The following is a 17,607-nucleotide window of genomic DNA, read 5'->3' as shown; positions in this document are numbered from 1 at the left end:
GAGACCCTGGGTCCTTTCATCCATTACCGAAAGGGCCTAGGGTCGTTCCCGAGCCTTGCCGAAGACGAGGGGAGCGACCGTGGCCGACCGTCAGCACTGGGAGCGGTGGCAGCGCAGCTGGGACCGCCAGCAGGAGTGGTACCTGCCCGACCGCGAGGAGCGGTTCCGGGTGATGCTCGACCTCGTCGAGGCGGTCGCCGGCCCCGCGCCGCGCGTCCTCGACCTCGCCTGCGGCACCGGCAGCATCACCGAGCGCCTGCTCGCCCGGCTGCCCGGCGCCACCAGCGTCGGCGTCGACCAGGACCCGGCGCTGATGACCATCGCGCGCGGCGTCCTCGACGAGGGCCCGCGGTTCACCCTGGTCACCGCCGACCTCAAGGACCCGGACTGGGCCCGGGCGCTGCCGCCCGGCCCCTTCGACGCGGTGCTGACCGCGACCGCGCTGCATTGGCTGCCCGACCCGGCGCTGGTCCGGCTCTACGGCGACCTCGCCGGGCTGATCCGGCCCGGCGGCGTGCTGCTCAACGCCGACCACGCCCCGGACCCGTCCGTGCCGCTGCTCAGCGCCGCCGACGAGGCCTTCCACCGGCGCCGCCAGGAGCGGGAGAGCGCGGAGGGCGTCCTCGACTGGGCCGGCTGGTGGGCGGCTGCCGCGGCCGATCCACTGCTCGCCGAGCAGGTCGCCGCCCGCCACGCGCTCTACGCCGAGCACTCCGGCGGCGCGTCGCGCCCGGCCGACTGGCACACCGACCGCCTGCTGGAGGCCGGCTTCCGTGAGGCGGGCCTGGCCTGGCGCTCGGTCGGCGACGCCCTGGTCGCCGCCGTCCGCTGACCGTCATGAGGGAGGGGAACCGGCCGGGGCCGGTTCCCCTCCCTCATCGCTCCAGGCCTCAGCGCAGCAGCCCGGAGTCCATCCCGGTCGCCTCCGCCGGCAGGGCCACCAGGCCCAGTTCGGCGGGCGAGGCCAGTCGGGGGTGGGCCGGCAGGACGCGCACGGTGTAGCCGAACGGGCCGGTGCGGCCGAGCTCCAGCGAGCCCTCGTACCTGGTCCGCCCGTCGAGGTCCGGCCCGCCGACCGGCTTGAGGGCGAGCAGGCAGGCGTCCGAGATCCGGTCCGACTCGTCGACCCGGCCGGAGACCACCTGCACCTCGACGTCCGAGGGCTCCAGCGGGCCGAGCGCGACCTGCACCCGCAGCGCCAGCGAGCTGCCGAGCTCCTGCGCCTCGGCCGGGCAGTCCGCCTCGACGTGCTCCACCCGGACGGCCGGCCAGCCCTCCCGCACCTTGGCCTTCCAGGCCGCCAGCTCGCCCGCCCCGGCGAACCGCTCCCCCGCCCGCTCCCCCGCCAGCTCGCGCTGGGCCAGGGCGGCCGGGGCGTAGAGCCGTTCGACGTACTCGCGGACCATCCGGCCGGCCAGCACCTTGGGCCCGAGGGTGACCAGGGTGTGCCGGACCATCGCGATCCACCGGTGCGGCAGTCCGTCCGCGCCCCGGTCGTAGAAGCGGGCGGCCACCTGCTCCTCGATCAGGTCGTACAGCGCGGCGGCCTCGATGTCGTCGCGCCGCTCGGCCTCCCGGCTCTCCGGGTCGAGCACCCCGTCGCCGGTGTCGGCGGTGGGGATCGCCCAGCCGTTCTGGCCGTCGAACCACTCGTCCCACCAGCCGTCCAGCACCGACAGGTTGAGGCAGCCGTTGAGCGCGGCCTTCATCCCGGAGGTGCCGCAGGCCTCCAGCGGGCGGAGCGGGTTGTTCAGCCAGACGTCGCAGCCCGGGTAGAGGTGCTGGGCCATCGCCATGTCGTAGTCCGGCAGGAAGACGATCCGGTGCCGGACGGCCGGGTCGTCGGCGAAGGCGACCATCTGCTGGATCAGCCGCTTGCCGCCGTCGTCGGCCGGGTGGGCCTTGCCGGCGACCACGATCTGCACCGGCCGGGTCGGGTGCAGCAGCAGGGCGCGCAGCCGCCGCGGGTCGCGGAGCATCAGGGTGAGCCGCTTGTAGGACGGCACCCGGCGGGCGAAGCCGATGGTGAGGACGTCCGGGTCGAGCACCGAGGCGACCCAGCCGAGTTCGGCCTCGCCGGCGCCGCGCTGGCGCCAGGAGGCGCGCAGCCGGCGGCGGACCTCGTCGACCAGCTGGGCGCGCAGGGTGCGGCGCAGGTCCCAGACCTCGGTGTTGCCGATCCGCTCCAGCCCGGTCCAGCGCTGGGTGTCGCCGGTGGTCATGGCGGCCTCGGCGCGGTCGGCGCCGATCTCGGCGGCACCGAGCCGGACCACCGCCGGGTCGATCCAGGTGGCGGCGTGGACGCCGTTGGTGACCGAGGTGATCGGGACGTCGGCGGGGTCGAAGCCGGGCCAGAGGCCGTTGAACATCGACCGGCTGACCTCGCCGTGCAGGGTCGAGACGCCGTTGGCGCGCTGGGCGAGCCGCAGGCCCATCGCGGCCATGTTGAACAGCTTGGGGTCGCCGCCGCGCCAGGTCTCCGCGCCGAGCGCGAGGACCTGCTCGACCGGGACGCCGGACAGCGCGGTCTCGCCGCCGAAGTGCCGGGCGACCAGCTCGCGGTCGAAGCGGTCGATGCCGGCCGGGACGGGCGTGTGGGTGGTGAACAGGGTGCCGGCCCGGACCGCCTCCAGGGCGGCGGGGAAGTCCAGTCCGGCGTCCGCGACCAGTTCGCGGATCCGCTCGACGCCGAGGAAGCCGGCGTGGCCCTCGTTGGTGTGGAAGACCTCGGGGGCGGGGTGGCCGGTGAGCCGCTGGTAGGCGCGGACGGCCCGGACGCCGCCGATGCCGAGCAGCATCTCCTGCAGCAGCCGGTGCTCGCTGCCGCCGCCGTAGAGCCGGTCGGTGACGTCGCGTTCGGCGGGCGAGTTGGCCTCGATGTCGGAGTCGAGCAGCAGCAGCGGGACGCGCCCGACCTGGGCCTTCCAGATGTGCGCGGCGAGGGTGCGGCCGCCGGGGAGGGCGAGGTCGACCCGGCTGGGGGTGCCGTCGGGCTCGCGGAGCAGGGTGACCGCGAGCTCGTCCGGGTCGAGCAGCGGGTAGCGCTCCTGCTGCCAGCCGTCCCGGTCGAGGGACTGCCGGAAGTAGCCGTGCCGGTAGAAGAGGCCGACGCCGATGATCGGGACGCCGAGGTCGCTGGCGGCCTTGAGGTGGTCGCCGGCCAGGATGCCCAGGCCGCCGGAGTACTGGGGCAGCGCGGCGGCGATCCCGTACTCGGGCGAGAAGTAGGCGATGGCGGCGGGCAGCGGGACGGCCGCCGCCTGTCCGGCCGTCTGGTACCACCGGGGGCCGGCCAGGTACTCGCGCAGGTCCTCGGCGAGGTCGCCGAGTCTGCGCAGGAAGCGCCGGTCGGTGGCGAGCGCGGCGAGCCGGGCGGCCGGTACCTCCCCGAGCAGCCGCACCGGGTCCTCGCCGGTCGCGGCCCAGACCTCCGGGTCCACGGACCGGAAGAGGTCCCTGGTCTCGGGGTGCCAGGACCAGCGCAGGTTGAGGGCCAGCTCGTGCAACGGCTGGAGTTGTTCGGGCAGGACGGTGCGGACGGTGAATCTGCGGATTGCCTTCACGGCGTGAAGCGTAGCCGTGACGGGTGTCATGATGGTGCCTCAGTCGGGCTATTCGGCATCCGTTCGGCCTATTGGTGAGATCGCATTCGGCGCATTGGACTGCACGGGGGGCGCGCGAGGCGCACTTTCCGGGGGGACGCGCTACCAATACGTGAACACCGTGGAACAGATCCATTTCCGGCGGCGGTTCCGCGCCCGATCACGCCCGAAACTCCTGTCGTACCGCTGCGGAAACCGCGTCGCCGATGCGAGGATGAAGCACGGTCGTTGATGCTGCGGGGTGTGCGGAGACGGGTGGCGTTCCCCTCAGAAGCAGCACGTCCGAATCCTTTTCGCGTTGACCGTTCCCCTTCTTCCTTGGTCCATTCGGCGCCCATCGCGGACCGCCGCGTGTCCTAGCCCCCGGCCTGCTCGTTCACGGGTCGGTCGGGTCGTCCAGGGGCGTGCCCCGAGAGGCGTGCGCCGGGACGCGCGCGGGCTCTCGGGCCCCCCGCCACGGGCTCGGCGGGGGCGGGACAGGTTGCCGGGGACGGCGGCGCGGGCAGGCTTCCGGTCGCACGTCCTCCCCACCCAGCAGTCCTCCCGGTACTCCCCTGGCCGCGTCGGCCCGCGGGAGCTGCCGCCGATCTCGGGCAGGAGTCAGGCATGCACGGCGACACGCGGGACCAGTCCACACCGCTGGCCGACACCCTCGACACAGGGGTCGCGGAATCCGCCGGACGGATGGATTCCGACCCCCGGACAGACGCGGCGATGCCCGCTCCGCGGGGTGCGGGGGCTATCCGTACGGAGCGACCGGACGAACCGGCCCGACAACCCCGGGCCGAGGAGGGCCGGTCCGCGGCCCCGCGCAAGCGCACCACCACCCGCCGCAGCGCGACCGCCGCCGAGCCCGCGGAACCCGCCGCCCGAGCCAGGGCCGGGACGTCCGCGGGGCCCGCCGCCGCGAAGGCCGCCGACACCCCGGCGGCCGGGCCCGCCGACCCCCGCCGGACCCCGCCCCGCAGCACCCCACCCCGCAGCACCCCACCCCGCAAGACTGCCGCCCGCAAGCCCGCCGCCCGCAAGACGACAGAGAGCGACACCGTGATCGGCCGCATCCCCGTCCTGGACGTCAGCCCCCTCGTCGACGCCGGCCGCCGCCCGGCCAAGGCCGTGACGGGCGAGACCTTCCTGGTCACCGCGACCGTGTTCCGCGAGGGCCACGACGCGGTCAACGCCAACGTGGTGCTGCGCGACCCGCGCGGCCGGAGCGGCCCGTGGACGCCGATGCGCGAACTGGCCGAGGGCACCGACCGCTGGGGCGCGTACGTCACCCCGACGGCGCCCGGCCGCTGGTCGTACCTGGTCGAGGCGTGGTCCGATCCGCTGGCCACCTGGCGCAAGGCGGCGTCGATCAAGCTGCCGGCCGGGATCGACACCGCGCTCGTCCTGGAGGAGGGCGCGCAGCTGCTGGAACGCGCCGCCGCCGGGGTGCCGAAGAAGGACGGCCGGGCGCTGGTGCTGGCGGCGGTGGACGCGCTGCGCGACCCGGGCCTGCCGCCGCTGTCCCGGCTGGCCGCCGCGCTCGCCCCGGAGGTGCAGGAGCTGCTGGCCCGCTTCCCGCTGCGGGAACTGGTGAGCGCCTCCCGTCCGCTGCCGCTCCAGGTGGACCGGGAGCGGGCGCTGTTCGGCTCCTGGTACGAGTTCTTCCCCCGCTCGGAGGGGGCGGTGGTCGACCCGGCGGGCGTCGAGCCGCCGCGGTCGGGCACCCTGCGGACCGCCGCCGAGCGGCTGCCGGCGGTCGCCGCGATGGGCTTCGACGTGGTCTACCTGCCGCCGGTCCACCCGATCGGACGGGCCTTTCGCAAGGGCCCGGACAACAGCCTGACGGCCGGTCCGCACGACGTCGGCTCGCCGTGGGCGATCGGCTCGCCGGAGGGCGGCCACGACGCCGTCCACCCGGACCTCGGCACCATCGAGGACTTCGACCACTTCGTCGCCGAGGCCACCGCGCTGCACCTGGAGGTGGCGCTGGACTTCGCGCTGCAGTGCTCGCCGGACCACCCGTGGGTGAACAAGCACCCGGAATGGTTCAGCCACCGCGCGGACGGCACCATCGCCTACGCCGAGAATCCACCGAAGAAATATCAGGATATTTATCCGATCAACTTCGACCAGGATCTGGACGGAATCGTCAAGGAGACGATCCGGGTCCTCCGGTTCTGGATGGCGCACGGGATCCGGATCTTCCGGGTCGACAACCCGCACACCAAACCGGTGCTCTTCTGGGAACGGGTGCTCGGCGACATCGCCCGCACCGACCCGGACGTCCTGTTCCTCGCCGAGGCGTTCACCCGCCCCGCGATGATGCACACCCTCGGGAAGATCGGCTTCCACCAGTCGTACACGTACTTCACCTGGCGCAACACCAAGGACGAACTCACCGAGTACCTCACCGAACTCACCGGTGACGCGGCCGCCTACATGCGCCCCAACCTCTTCCCCAACACCCCGGACATCCTGCACGCCTGGCTCCAGCACGGCGGCCCGGCCGCGTTCGCGATCCGCGCCGTGCTGGCCGCCACCCTCTCCCCCAGCTACGGCGTGTACGCCGGCTACGAGCTGTACGAGAACGAGCCGGCCCACCCGGGATCCGAGGAGTACCTCCACTCGGAGAAGTACGAACTGCGCCCGCGGGACTGGAGCCGCACCGACACCCTCGCGCCGCTGCTCACCGTCCTGAACCGGCTGCGCCGCCGCCACCCGGCGCTCCAGCAGCTGCGTTCGCTGCGCTTCCACCCCACCGACAACGACCAGGTGCTCGCCTACTCCAAGACCGCCCTGACGCCCGACGGCCTCACCGACCACGTCATCACCGTGGTCAACCTGGACCCCCACCACGCCCAGGAGGCCACCGTCACCCTCGACGGCGAAGGCCCATACGCGGTCCACGACGAGCTCACCGGCGCCGCCTACACCTGGGGCCGGCACAACTACGTCCGGCTCGACCCCTCAGCCGAGCCGGCTCACCTCCTCACGGTTCGGAGGAACCCAGCGTGACAGTGAACGAGCCCGTCCCCGACACCTTCCCCGAGACCTCGAAGAAGAACTTGGATCCGGAGTGGTTCAAGCGTGCGGTCTTCTACGAGGTGCTGGTGCGGTCCTTCCAGGACAGCAACGGCGACGGGGTCGGGGACCTCAAGGGGCTCACGGCCAAACTCGACTACCTCCAGTGGCTCGGCGTCGACTGCCTCTGGCTGCCGCCGTTCTTCGCCTCGCCGCTGCGCGACGGCGGGTACGACGTCGCCGACTACAAGTCGGTCCTGCCCGAGTTCGGCGACCTCGCCGACTTCATGGAGTTCACCGACGCCGCGCACGCCCGCGGCATGCGCGTGATCATCGACTTCGTGATGAACCACACCAGCGACCAGCACCCGTGGTTCCAGGCCTCCCGGGAGGACCCGGACGGCCCGTACGGCGACTTCTACATGTGGGCCGACGACGACAAGCAGTACCCCGACGCCCGGATCATCTTCGTCGACACCGAGACCTCCAACTGGACCTACGACCCGGTGCGCAAGCAGTACTACTGGCACCGGTTCTTCTCCCACCAGCCGGACCTCAACTACGACAACCCGCGCGTCCAGGACGAGATGATCGCCGGACTCCGGTTCTGGCTCGACCTCGGCATCGACGGCTTCCGGCTGGACGCGGTGCCGTACCTGTTCGCCCGCGAGGGCACCAACTGCGAGAACCTGCCGGAGACCCACGAGTTCCTCCAACGGGTCCGCAAGGAGATCGACGCCGACTACCCCGACACCGTGCTGCTCGCCGAGGCCAACCAGTGGCCGGAGGACGTCGTCGACTACTTCGGCGACTTCTCCTCCGGCGGCGACGAGTGCCACATGGCGTTCCACTTCCCGGTGATGCCGCGGATCTTCATGGCGGTCCGCCGGGAGTCCCGCTACCCGGTCTCGGAGATCCTCGCCAAGACCCCGAGCATCCCGCACGGCTGCCAGTGGGGCATCTTCCTGCGCAACCACGACGAGCTGACCCTGGAGATGGTCACCGACGAGGAGCGCGACTACATGTACGCGGAGTACGCCAAGGACCCGCGGATGCGCGCCAACGTGGGCATCCGCCGGCGGCTCGCCCCGCTGCTGGAGAACGACCGCAACCAGATCGAACTGTTCACCGCCCTGCTGCTCTCGCTGCCCGGCTCGCCGGTGCTCTACTACGGCGACGAGATCGGCATGGGCGACAACATCTGGCTCGGCGACCGGGACGGCGTCCGGACCCCGATGCAGTGGACCCCGGACCGCAACGCGGGTTTCTCCTCCGCCGACCCGGGCAGGCTCAGTCTGCCGCCCATCATGGATCCGGTGTACGGCTACCAGGTGACCAACGTCGAGGCGCAGCAGAGCAGTTCGAGTTCGCTGCTGCACTGGACGCGTCGCATGATCGAGATCCGCAAGCTCAACCCGGCCTTCGGCCTCGGCACGTACACCGAACTGCCCTCCAGCAACCCCGCGGTGCTGGCCTTCGTGCGCGAGTACGAAGGGGACCTGGTCATGTGCGTGAACAACTTCTCGCGGTTCGCGCAGCCGACCGAACTGGACCTGCGGCAGTACGGCGGACGGTATCCGGTCGAGCTGATCGGCGGGGTGCGCTTCCCCTCGATCGGCGAGTGGCCGTACCTGCTCACGCTGGCCGGCCACGGCTTCTACTGGTTCCAGCTCCGTCGGCCCCCCCGGCTGAGCGGAACCAGGCGACCGAAGTAACGATCCGGCACCGCCGAGAACCCCACCGAACCCTCCGGGGGCGCGAGTTCGAGCCCGCGCCCCCGGACTTCTCTGCACCACCGCGTACGGAGAACAGCCCAACGGCCACCCACACGAAGGCGTGACACCCGGGCCCACCGCTCGCGTGCCGCCGCCCCCGCGCCGCCGCAATCCGGAAGACTGACGGACCCGGCCAGACCTGTCGGGCCGTCCGCCCGCCTCTTCCGGGGAAAGGGAGTCATGTCCGAAACCTCCCGTTCTCAAGCCCCCCTGCACCGCGACACCCCCGCCGGTTCCGCCGCACCGGCCGTCCCGCGGGGCACCGGGGTCCGGAGAACCGCCCTGGGGGTCAGCGAACTCGTCCAGGCAGCCCTGCCGCTGATCGCCGAGTGGCTCCCCACCCAGCGCTGGTACGCCGGCAAGGGCCGGCCGATCACCGGCCTCGTCCCGCTCGTCGGCACCCCGCTCCAGGTCGGCGACCCCGCCCTGCTGCACCTGCTGCTGCGGGTCGAGCACGCCCCCACCGCCGGCGCGCCGCACGAGGACCTGTACCAACTGCTGCTCGGAATCCGCTCGCAGGGCCCGGCCGGGATCGAGCCGACCGCCGTCCTCGGCCGGCTCACCCAGGGCCCGTACGACGGCGCGGCGCTCTACGACGCGGTGCACGACCCGGAGCTCACCGGGCGGCTGCTGGAACACCTGGCCACCGGCGACCGGTTCGGCTCGCTGTCCTTCCGCCGCACCCCCGGCTCCGGCCTGCCCAGCAACCTCCCCGGCCGCGCCTCCACCGCCGAGCAGTCCAACAGCTCGGTCATCTACGGCACCTCGTACATCCTCAAGCTGTTCCGCCGCGTCCACCCCGGCACCAACCCCGACCTCGAACTCTCCCTCGCGCTCTCCCGGGCCGGCTCGACCCGCATCCCCCGGGTCGCCGCCTGGTTCGAGAGCCGGCTGGAGCGCGCCGAGCCGGCCACCCTCGGGCTGCTCCAGCGCTACCTCCCCGAGGCCGAGGACGGCTGGGAGCTCGCCCTCGACCAGGTCGGCCGGCTCAAGGGCGACCCCTCCCCCGGCAACTTCGCGATCGAGGCGCACCGGCTCGGCCGGGCCACCGCCGAGGTGCACCGGGTGCTCTCCCGCTCGATGCCGGTCGCCCGGCTCGACCGCGCGCAGATCCGGCTGCTGGCCGGCGCGATGGCCGACCGGCTGGACAGCGCGGTCGCCGCCGTCCCCGGGCTGCTGCGCTACCGGGGCGCGCTGCGCTCCGCCTTCCAGCAGATGGCCGACGCCCACCCGGACGGGCTGCCGGTCCAGCGGATCCACGGCGACCTTCACCTCGGCCAGGCCATGCGCACCCCGCACGGCTGGGTGCTGCTGGACTTCGAGGGCGAGCCCGCCAAGTCGGTCGCCGAACGGCGCGAGCCGCAGACCGCGCTGCGCGACGTCGCCGCGATGCTCCGCTCCTTCGACTACGCCGCCGCCCACCTGCTGGCCGGCGGGCCGTCCGACCCGGAGCTGGCCCACCTCGCCGCCGCCTGGGCGCAGCGCAACCGCACCGCCTACTGCGCCGGCTACACCGCCGGCGGCGGCACCGACCCCGCGGCCTCGCCGGAGCTGATGCGCGCCCTGGAGATCGACAAGGCGGTGTACGAGGTGGTCTACGAGGCGCGGCACCGGCCGAGCTGGCTGCCGATCCCGCTGGCCGCGATCAACCGGCTGGCGCTCACCGTCTGACCCGCCGCCCGCTTCCGTCCGCACGCCCCCGCACGCCGGCGGGCTCGCCGCCGAGCCCGCCACGAGTCCGCCGAAGCCCCGAAACCGCTGCCCGCTCCAGGAGGTCCTCGCTGTGACGCCGCTCGACCCGCCAGGCCGCACCACCCGCTCCGTGCCGGCCACCTTCCTGGCCGGCCCGGACTCCCCGCAGCGCGAGCCCGCGACCCCGACCGAGAGCCCGGCCGCGACCCGGCCGACGCCCCCGGCCGTCGAGCCGGCCGTGCCGACCGGGGCGCTGCGGCTGCCCGAGGCGCCGCTGCCGCCCGCCGAGGTGGACCGGCTGGTCGGCGGCCAGCACCACGACCCGCACGCCCTGCTCGGCGCCCACCCCGTGCACGGCGGCACCGCGATCCGGGTGCTCCGCCCGTTCGCCGACCGGGTGGTGGTGGAGACCGCGCACGGCCCCGCCGAGCTCACCCACCAGCAGGGCGGCCTGTTCACCGGGCTGCTGGCCGGCGCCGAGGTCCCCGACTACCGGCTGCTGGTCAGCTACCCCGACGGCGAGCCGATCCGCCAGCACGACGGCTACCGCACCCCGCCCACGCTGGGCGAGCTCGACCTGCACCTGATCTCCGAGGGCCGGCACGAGCAGCTCTGGCAGGCCCTCGGCTCCCACCTGCGCACCGTCGACGGGGTGGCCGGCACCGCCTTCGCGGTCTGGGCCCCGAACGCGGTCGGCGTCCGGCTGATCGGCGACTTCAACCACTGGGACGGCTCCGGCCACCCGATGCGCTCGCTCGGCTCCTCCGGCGTCTGGGAGCTGTTCGTGCCCGGCCTCGGCGAGGGCACCCAGTACAAGTACGAGGTCCACACCCGGCACGGCCGGGTCCTGGACAAGGCCGACCCGCTCGCCCGCGCCGCGCAGATCCCGCCCGGCACCGCCTCGGTCGTCACCCGCTCCACCCACCGCTGGCAGGACGGCGAGTGGATGGCCCGGCGGGCCCGCGCCGCGCACCACCGGGCGCCGATGTCGGTGTACGAGCTGCACCTGGCGTCCTGGCGGCCGGACCTCACCTCCTACCGCGCCATCGCCGCCGAACTCCCGGGCTACCTCAAGGCGTTGAACTTCACCCACGTGGAGTTCATGCCGGTGATGGAGCACCCCTTCGGCGGCTCCTGGGGCTACCAGGTCTCCGGCTACTACGCCCCCACCTCCCGGCTCGGCAGCCCCGACGACTTCCGCTTCCTGGTCGACACCCTGCACCGGAACGGCATCGGAGTCATCGTCGACTGGGTGCCCGCGCACTTCCCCAAGGACGACTTCGCGCTCGCCCGCTTCGACGGCGAGCCGCTGTACGAGCCCGCCGACCCGCTGCGCGCCGAGCACCCCGACTGGGGCACCCTGGAGTTCGACTACGGCCGGACCGAGGTGCGCAACTTCCTGGTGGCCAACGCGGTCTACTGGTGCGAGGAGTTCCACATCGACGGCCTGCGGGTCGACGCCGTCGCCTCGATGCTCTACCTCGACTACTCCCGCGAGGGCGGCGACTGGACCCCCAACCGGTACGGCGGCCGGGAGAACCTGGACGCCGCCGCCTTCCTCCAGGAGATGAACGCCACCGTCTACCGGCGCTGCCCCGGCGTGATCACCATCGCCGAGGAGTCCACCGCCTGGGACGGCGTCACCCGGCCCACCGACCGCGGCGGGCTCGGCTTCGGCCTCAAGTGGAACATGGGCTGGATGCACGACTCCCTGGTCTACATGTCCAAGGAGCCGGTGCACCGCAGGTACCACCACAACGAGATCACCTTCTCGATGGTGTACGCCTACTCGGAGAACTACGTCCTGCCGATCTCGCACGACGAGGTGGTGCACGGCAAGCGGGCCCTGGTCTCCAAGATGCCCGGCGACTGGTGGCAGCAGCGCGCCAACCACCGCGCCTACCTCGGCTTCATGTGGGCCCACCCGGGCAAGCAACTGCTCTTCATGGGGCAGGAGTTCGCCCAGGGCGCCGAGTGGGACCACGAGCAGGGCCCGCAGTGGTGGGTGCTCGACGAGGGGTGGCCCGCCCACCAGGACCACCTCGGCGTCCGCCGGCTGGTCCGCGACCTCAACCGGCACTACCTGGACACCCCGGCGCTGTGGGAGCAGGACACCACCCCGGCCGGCTTCCGCTGGCTCGACGGCGGCGCCGCCGAGGACAACCTGCTCTCCTTCGTCCGGTACGCCGCCGACGGCACCCCGCTGGTCGCCGTCTGCAACTTCTCCCCCGTGGTCCGGCACGGCCACCGGGTCGGCCTGCCCGCCCTGGACGGCCGCGAGCAGCTCTGGGAGGAGTTCCTCAACACCGACGCGGAGACCTACGGCGGCGCGGGCGTCGCCAACTCCCACCCGGTGAAGTCCGACCCGGTCGAGTGGAACGACCAGCCCCGCAGCGCCGAACTGGTCCTCCCCCCGCTCTCCACCCTCTGGCTCCGCCCGGCCTGACACCCGCCGGGCACCGGCGCCGGGCGACCCGGCGCCGGTGCCCGTTCCGGCCTCCCGGACCGCCGTTCCTCGTGACCTTCGTCCCCTTGCTCCCGCGGGAGCGCTCTGCTCGCGGACGGGCGTTCGAGGTGCGAAGGTATGGTCGATATGACCACCTTCTGAGACGACGGGACGGAGAGAGCCACGTGGCGCGCAGCGTGTACGTGACCGGGATCGACCGGGGGGACGGCCGGCAGGCGGTGGAGCTCGGGGTCATGGAGCTGCTCACCCGCCAGGTGGACCGGGTCGGGGTGTTCCGGCCGCTGGTGCACGCGCACGCGCCGGGAGAGTCCGGTTCGGACCACGTGGTCGAGCTGCTGCGCGCCCGGTACCGGCTGGACCTGCCCGCCGCCGAGCTGTACGGCCTCACCTACGAGGAGGCCGCCGCCCTGCAGGCCGCGCAGGGCCAGGACGAGCTGGTCTCGACGCTGGTGGACCGGTTCCGGGCGCTGGAGCGGCGCTGCCAGGCGGTGCTGGTGCTGGGCACCGACTTCGCCGACACCAACATCCCGGACGAGCTGGCCTTCAACGCCCGGCTGGCCAACGAGTTCGGCGCCGCCGTGCTGCCGGTGGTCGGCGGCCACGGCGAGGACGCCGACGCCGTGATCGCCGAGGTCCGCAACGCCCACCGCGCCTACACCGACCTGGGCTGCGAGACCCTGGCGATGATCGCCAACCGGGTCGCCCCGGGCGCCAAGCAGCCGGTGCAGCGCAAGCTCACCGAGAAGCTGCCGATCCCCGCCTACGTGATCCCCGAGGAGCCGGCGCTGGCCGCGCCGACCGTCGCCCAGCTGGTCGAGGCGACCGGCGCCGAGGTGCTGATCGGCGACGCGGCCGGGCTGGCCCGGGACGTCCGCGGCTTCGTCTTCGGCGGCGCCATGCTGCCCACCTTCCTGGACGCGCTGACCGAGGGCGCCCTGGTGGTCACCCCCGGGGACCGCGCCGACCTGGTGATCGGCTCGCTGGCCGCGCACGCCGCCGGCGCCCCGCCGATCGCCGGCGTGCTGCTCACCCTCGGCCAGCACCCCGGCCCGAACGTGATGGCGCTGGCCGCCCGGCTCGCCCCCGGCACCCCGGTGGCGGTCGTCCCGGAGGGCAGCTGGCTCACCGCCGCCGCGCTGACCCACCTGGAGGGCAAGCTCTCCGCGGCCAGCCCGCGGAAGGCCGAGATCGCCCTCGGCCTCTTCGAACTGCACGTGGACACCGCCGAGTTGACCAACCGGATCGAGGTCGGCCGGTCCGAGCGGGTGACCCCGATGATGTTCGAGCACGAGCTGCTGGAACGGGCCCGGGCGGCCCGCCGGCACGTCGTGCTGCCGGAGGGCACCGAGGAGCGGGTGCTGCGCGCCGCCGAGATCCTGCTGCGCCGCAACATCTGCGACCTCACCCTGCTCGGCGAGGCCGACGCCGTCCGCCGCAAGGCCGCGAGCCTGGGCATCGCCCTGCCCGCGGTGGGGGCACCTCCCAGCCGCCAGGCTGGGGGAGACCCGGCCGCCGACCGGGCCCAGGTCCGGATCGTCGACCCGGCGACCAGCCCGCTGCGCCGTCAGTTCGCCGAGCTGTACGCCAGACTGCGGGCGCACAAGGGGATGACCGTCGAGCTGGCCCTGGACGTGGTCACCGACGTCTCCTACTTCGGCACCCTGATGGTCCAGGAGGGCATCGCCGACGGCATGGTCTCCGGCGCGGTGCACTCCACCGCCGCGACCATCCGGCCGGCCTTCGAGGTGATCAAGACCTCGCCGGGCGCGGCGATCGTGTCCAGCGTGTTCTTCATGTGCCTGGCCGACAAGGTGCTGGTGTACGGCGACTGCGCGGTCAACCCGGACCCGGACGCCCAGCAGCTGGCCGACATCGCGATCCAGTCGGCCGCCACCGCCGCCCAGTTCGGCGTCGAGCCGCGGGTCGCGATGCTGTCCTACTCGACCGGCACCTCCGGCTCCGGCGCGGACGTCGACAAGGTCCGCAAGGCCACCGAGCTGGTCCGCGAGCTGCGCCCGGACATCCTGGTCGAGGGCCCGATCCAGTACGACGCGGCGGTGGACGAGCACGTCGCGGCGACCAAGCTGCCGGGCTCGGCGGTGGCCGGCCGGGCGACCGTGCTGATCTTCCCGGACCTCAACACCGGCAACAACACCTACAAGGCGGTCCAGCGCTCGGCCGGCGCGGTCGCGGTCGGCCCGGTGCTCCAGGGGCTGCGCAAGCCGGTCAACGACCTGTCGCGCGGCGCGCTGGTGCAGGACATCGTCAACACGGTGGCGATCACCGCCATCCAGTCGCAGGAGCGCGAGGAGCAGTCGGCATGAGCGAAGGTACCCGGGTCCTGGTGCTGAACGCCGGCTCCTCGTCGGTGAAGTACCAGCTGATCGACATGCTGGACGGCGCCCGGCTCGCCGCCGGACTGGTCGAGCGGATCGGCGAGGCCGGCGGGCGGCTGGTGCACGCCCCGCGCGGCGGCGCCGAGCGGGAGAGCGCCCAGACCTTCCCCGACCACGGCGCCGCGCTGAAGGCGGTCGCCGAGGAGCTGGCCGCCGACGGGCTCGGGCTGGACTCCCCCGAGCTGGCCGCGATCGGCCACCGGGTGGTGCACGGCGGACTGCGGTTCACCGAGCCGACCGTGATCGACGACGACGTGCTCAAGGAGGTCCGCCGGCTGATCCCGGTCGCCCCGCTGCACAACCCGGCCAACATCACCGGCATCGAGGTGGCCCGGGCGCTGCGCCCCGACCTGCCGCAGGTGGCCGTCTTCGACACCGCCTTCCACGCCTCGATGCCCGAGTACGCGGCCCGGTACGCGATGGACAAGGCGGTCGCCGACGAGCACCGGGTGCGCCGCTACGGCTTCCACGGCACCTCGCACCAGTACGTCTCGCGGGCCACCGCGCGGCTGCTCGGCAAGGACCCGGCCGAGGTCAACGTGATCGTGCTGCACCTGGGCAACGGCGCCTCGGCCTCGGCGGTGGCCGGCGGGCGCTGCGTCGACACCTCGATGGGCCTGACCCCGCTGGAGGGCCTGGTGATGGGCACTCGTTCGGGTGATATCGACGCGGGCGTGGTCTTCCACCTGCACCGGGTCGGCGGGCTGTCGATCGACGAGATCGACGCCCTGCTCAACCGCCGCAGCGGCCTGCTCGGCCTGTGCGGCGACAACGACATGCGCGAGATCATGCGCCGCGCGGAGGAGGGCGACGCGGACGCCCGGCTGGCGTTCGACGCCTACATCCACCGGCTGCGCAAGTACATCGGCGGCTACTACGCGGTGCTCGGCCGGGTGGACGCGATCGCCTTCACGGCGGGCGTCGGGGAGAACGCGGCGCCGGTGCGGGCGGCGGCCGCGGCCGGGCTGGAGGGGCTGGGCATCGCCGTCGACCCGGAGCTCAACTCGGTACGCTCGCGCGAGCCGAGGATCATCTCGCCGCAGTACGGCCGGGTGGCGGTCGCGGTCGTCCCGACCGACGAGGAGTTGGAGATCGCCCGGCAGGCATTCGCCCTGGTGCACCAGTCGTCCGAAAACTGACCCTCCGTCGTCTCGCTCCTCGGAATCCTTCGTCGGCGATTCCTCTCGATTCGGGCCCAATGCACCCATAACACGAACGGATAGACTGACCGATATGCGCCGAGCGAAAATTGTCTGCACCCTGGGTCCCGCGACGGACTCCTACGAACAGCTGAAGGCCATCGTCGAGGCGGGCATGAACGTCGCCCGACTGAACATGAGCCACGGCACCCACGCGGACCACGAGGAGCGGTACCACAAGGTCCGCCAGGTCTCGGAGGACACCGGCAAGGCCATCGGCGTCCTGGCCGACCTCCAGGGTCCCAAGATCCGTCTGGCGACCTTCGCCAACGGCCCGGTGACCGTCGACAACGGCGACGAGTTCACCATCACCACCGAGGACGTCCCCGGTGATCAGCACATCTGCGGGACCACCTACAAGGGCCTGCCCGGCGACGTCAAGCCCGGCGACCCGATCCTGATCAACGACGGCGTCATCGCCCTGGAGGTCGTCAGCGTCGACGGCCCGCGGGTGAAGACCGTGGTCGTCGAGGGCGGCGTGCTCTCGAACAACAAGGGCATCAACCTCCCCGGCGCGGCCGTCAACGTGCCCGCGCTGTCCGAGAAGGACAAGGACGACCTGCGGTTCGCCCTGCGCCTGGGCGTCGACATGGTCGCGCTGTCCTTCGTCCGCAACGCCGCGGACATCAAGGACGTCCACGCGGTCATGGACGAGGTCGGCATCCGGGTGCCGGTCATCGCCAAGATCGAGAAGCCGCAGGCCGTCGAGGCCATGGAGGAGATCGTCCTCGCCTTCGACGCCATCATGGTGGCCCGCGGCGACCTGGCCGTCGAGTACCCGCTGGAGCGGGTGCCGCTGGTCCAGAAGCAGCTCATCACCCTGGCCCGCCGGAACGCCAAGCCGGTCATCGTCGCCACCCAGATGATGGAGTCGATGATCCACGCCTCGCGCCCGACCCGCGCCGAGGTCTCCGACGTCGCCAACGCCATCCTGGACGGCACCGACGCGGTCATGCTGTCCGCCGAGTCCAGCGTCGGCAAGTACCCGGTCGAGACCGTCCGCACCATGAGCCGGATCTGCGAGAAGGCCGAGGAGGAACTGGTCTCCCAGGGTCTCCAGCCGCTCAACCCGGGCCGCAAGCCGCGCACCCAGGGCGGCTCGATCGCCCGCGCCGCGTGCGAGCTGGGCGACTTCCTGAACGGCAAGGCGCTGGTCGCGTTCACCAAGTCCGGTGACACCGCGCGCCGGCTCTCGCGCTACCGCTCGCCGATCCCGGTGATCGCGTTCACCCCCGACAACGCCACCCGCAACCAGCTCTCGCTGAGCTGGGGCGTCGAGGCGCACGTCACCGAGCAGGTCGGCTCGACCGACGAGATGGTCGCCCAGGTCGACCGCGAGCTGCTGCGCATCGGCGAGCTGAACGGCGGCGACACCGTGATCGTCACCGCCGGCTCGCCGCCCGGCATCCCCGGCAACACCAACATGGTCCAGGTGCACCACCTGGGCACCCGCAACGCGTAACCGTC

General features: G+C 72.8%; 9 protein-coding genes. 8 read left to right on the top strand and 1 reads right to left on the bottom strand.

Translation table 11 applies throughout. The features are described from left to right. Positions 1-79: 79 nt before the first annotated feature. Positions 80-832: a class I SAM-dependent methyltransferase gene (locus AB0N76_RS09495; protein ID WP_363554926.1), complete on the top strand. Its 753-nt coding sequence runs from the start codon at positions 80-82 to the stop codon at positions 830-832. Between the two features lie 58 nt (positions 833-890). Here the strand turns inward: AB0N76_RS09495 and glgP are convergent, their stop codons facing one another. Next, complete coding sequence (glgP, locus tag AB0N76_RS09490; RefSeq protein WP_363554924.1) at positions 891-3,563, bottom strand: alpha-glucan family phosphorylase; 2,673 nt, start codon at positions 3,561-3,563, stop codon at positions 891-893. 1,086 nt (positions 3,564-4,649) lie between these two features. Between glgP and AB0N76_RS09485 the strand changes: the two genes are divergently transcribed. The 7 genes from AB0N76_RS09485 (at position 4,650) to pyk (ending at position 17,602) form a co-directional block, all read left to right on the top strand. After that, positions 4,650-6,605 carry an alpha-1,4-glucan--maltose-1-phosphate maltosyltransferase gene (locus AB0N76_RS09485; protein ID WP_363554951.1) on the top strand — a complete coding sequence of 652 codons (1,956 nt, stop codon included), beginning with the start codon at positions 4,650-4,652 and terminating at the stop codon, positions 6,603-6,605. After that, complete coding sequence (gene treS, locus AB0N76_RS09480; RefSeq protein ID WP_363554922.1) at positions 6,602-8,326, top strand: maltose alpha-D-glucosyltransferase; 1,725 nt, start codon at positions 6,602-6,604, stop codon at positions 8,324-8,326. The genes AB0N76_RS09485 and treS overlap by 4 nt, the downstream gene beginning before the upstream one ends. Positions 8,327-8,566: 240 nt before the next feature. Then, on the top strand, positions 8,567-10,057 hold the full coding sequence (locus AB0N76_RS09475) for a phosphotransferase (RefSeq protein ID WP_363554920.1): 1,491 nt from the start codon (positions 8,567-8,569) through the stop codon (positions 10,055-10,057). A 112-nt stretch (positions 10,058-10,169) separates the two neighbouring features. Then, a complete protein-coding gene (gene glgB, locus AB0N76_RS09470) occupies positions 10,170-12,524 on the top strand; it encodes a 1,4-alpha-glucan branching enzyme (protein ID WP_363554918.1) in 2,355 nt (784 codons plus the stop codon). Between the two features lie 185 nt (positions 12,525-12,709). Beyond that, a complete protein-coding gene (pta, locus tag AB0N76_RS09465; protein WP_363554916.1) occupies positions 12,710-14,869 on the top strand; it encodes a phosphate acetyltransferase in 2,160 nt (719 codons plus the stop codon). Then, on the top strand, positions 14,866-16,080 hold the full coding sequence (locus AB0N76_RS09460; RefSeq protein ID WP_363554914.1) for an acetate kinase: 1,215 nt from the start codon (positions 14,866-14,868) through the stop codon (positions 16,078-16,080). Before pta ends, AB0N76_RS09460 begins: the two co-directional genes overlap by 4 nt. Before the next feature lie 94 nt (positions 16,081-16,174). Further along, entirely contained in the window at positions 16,175-17,602 is a 1,428-nt protein-coding gene (gene pyk, locus AB0N76_RS09455) for a pyruvate kinase (protein WP_363554912.1), read from the top strand. The last annotated feature ends 5 nt before the right edge of the window (positions 17,603-17,607 follow it).

This window comes from Kitasatospora sp. NPDC093806 (assembly GCF_040683335.1).
Classification (GTDB): Bacteria; Actinomycetota; Actinomycetes; order Streptomycetales; family Streptomycetaceae; genus Kitasatospora.
This window is presented reverse-complemented; position numbering and strand designations above follow the sequence as displayed.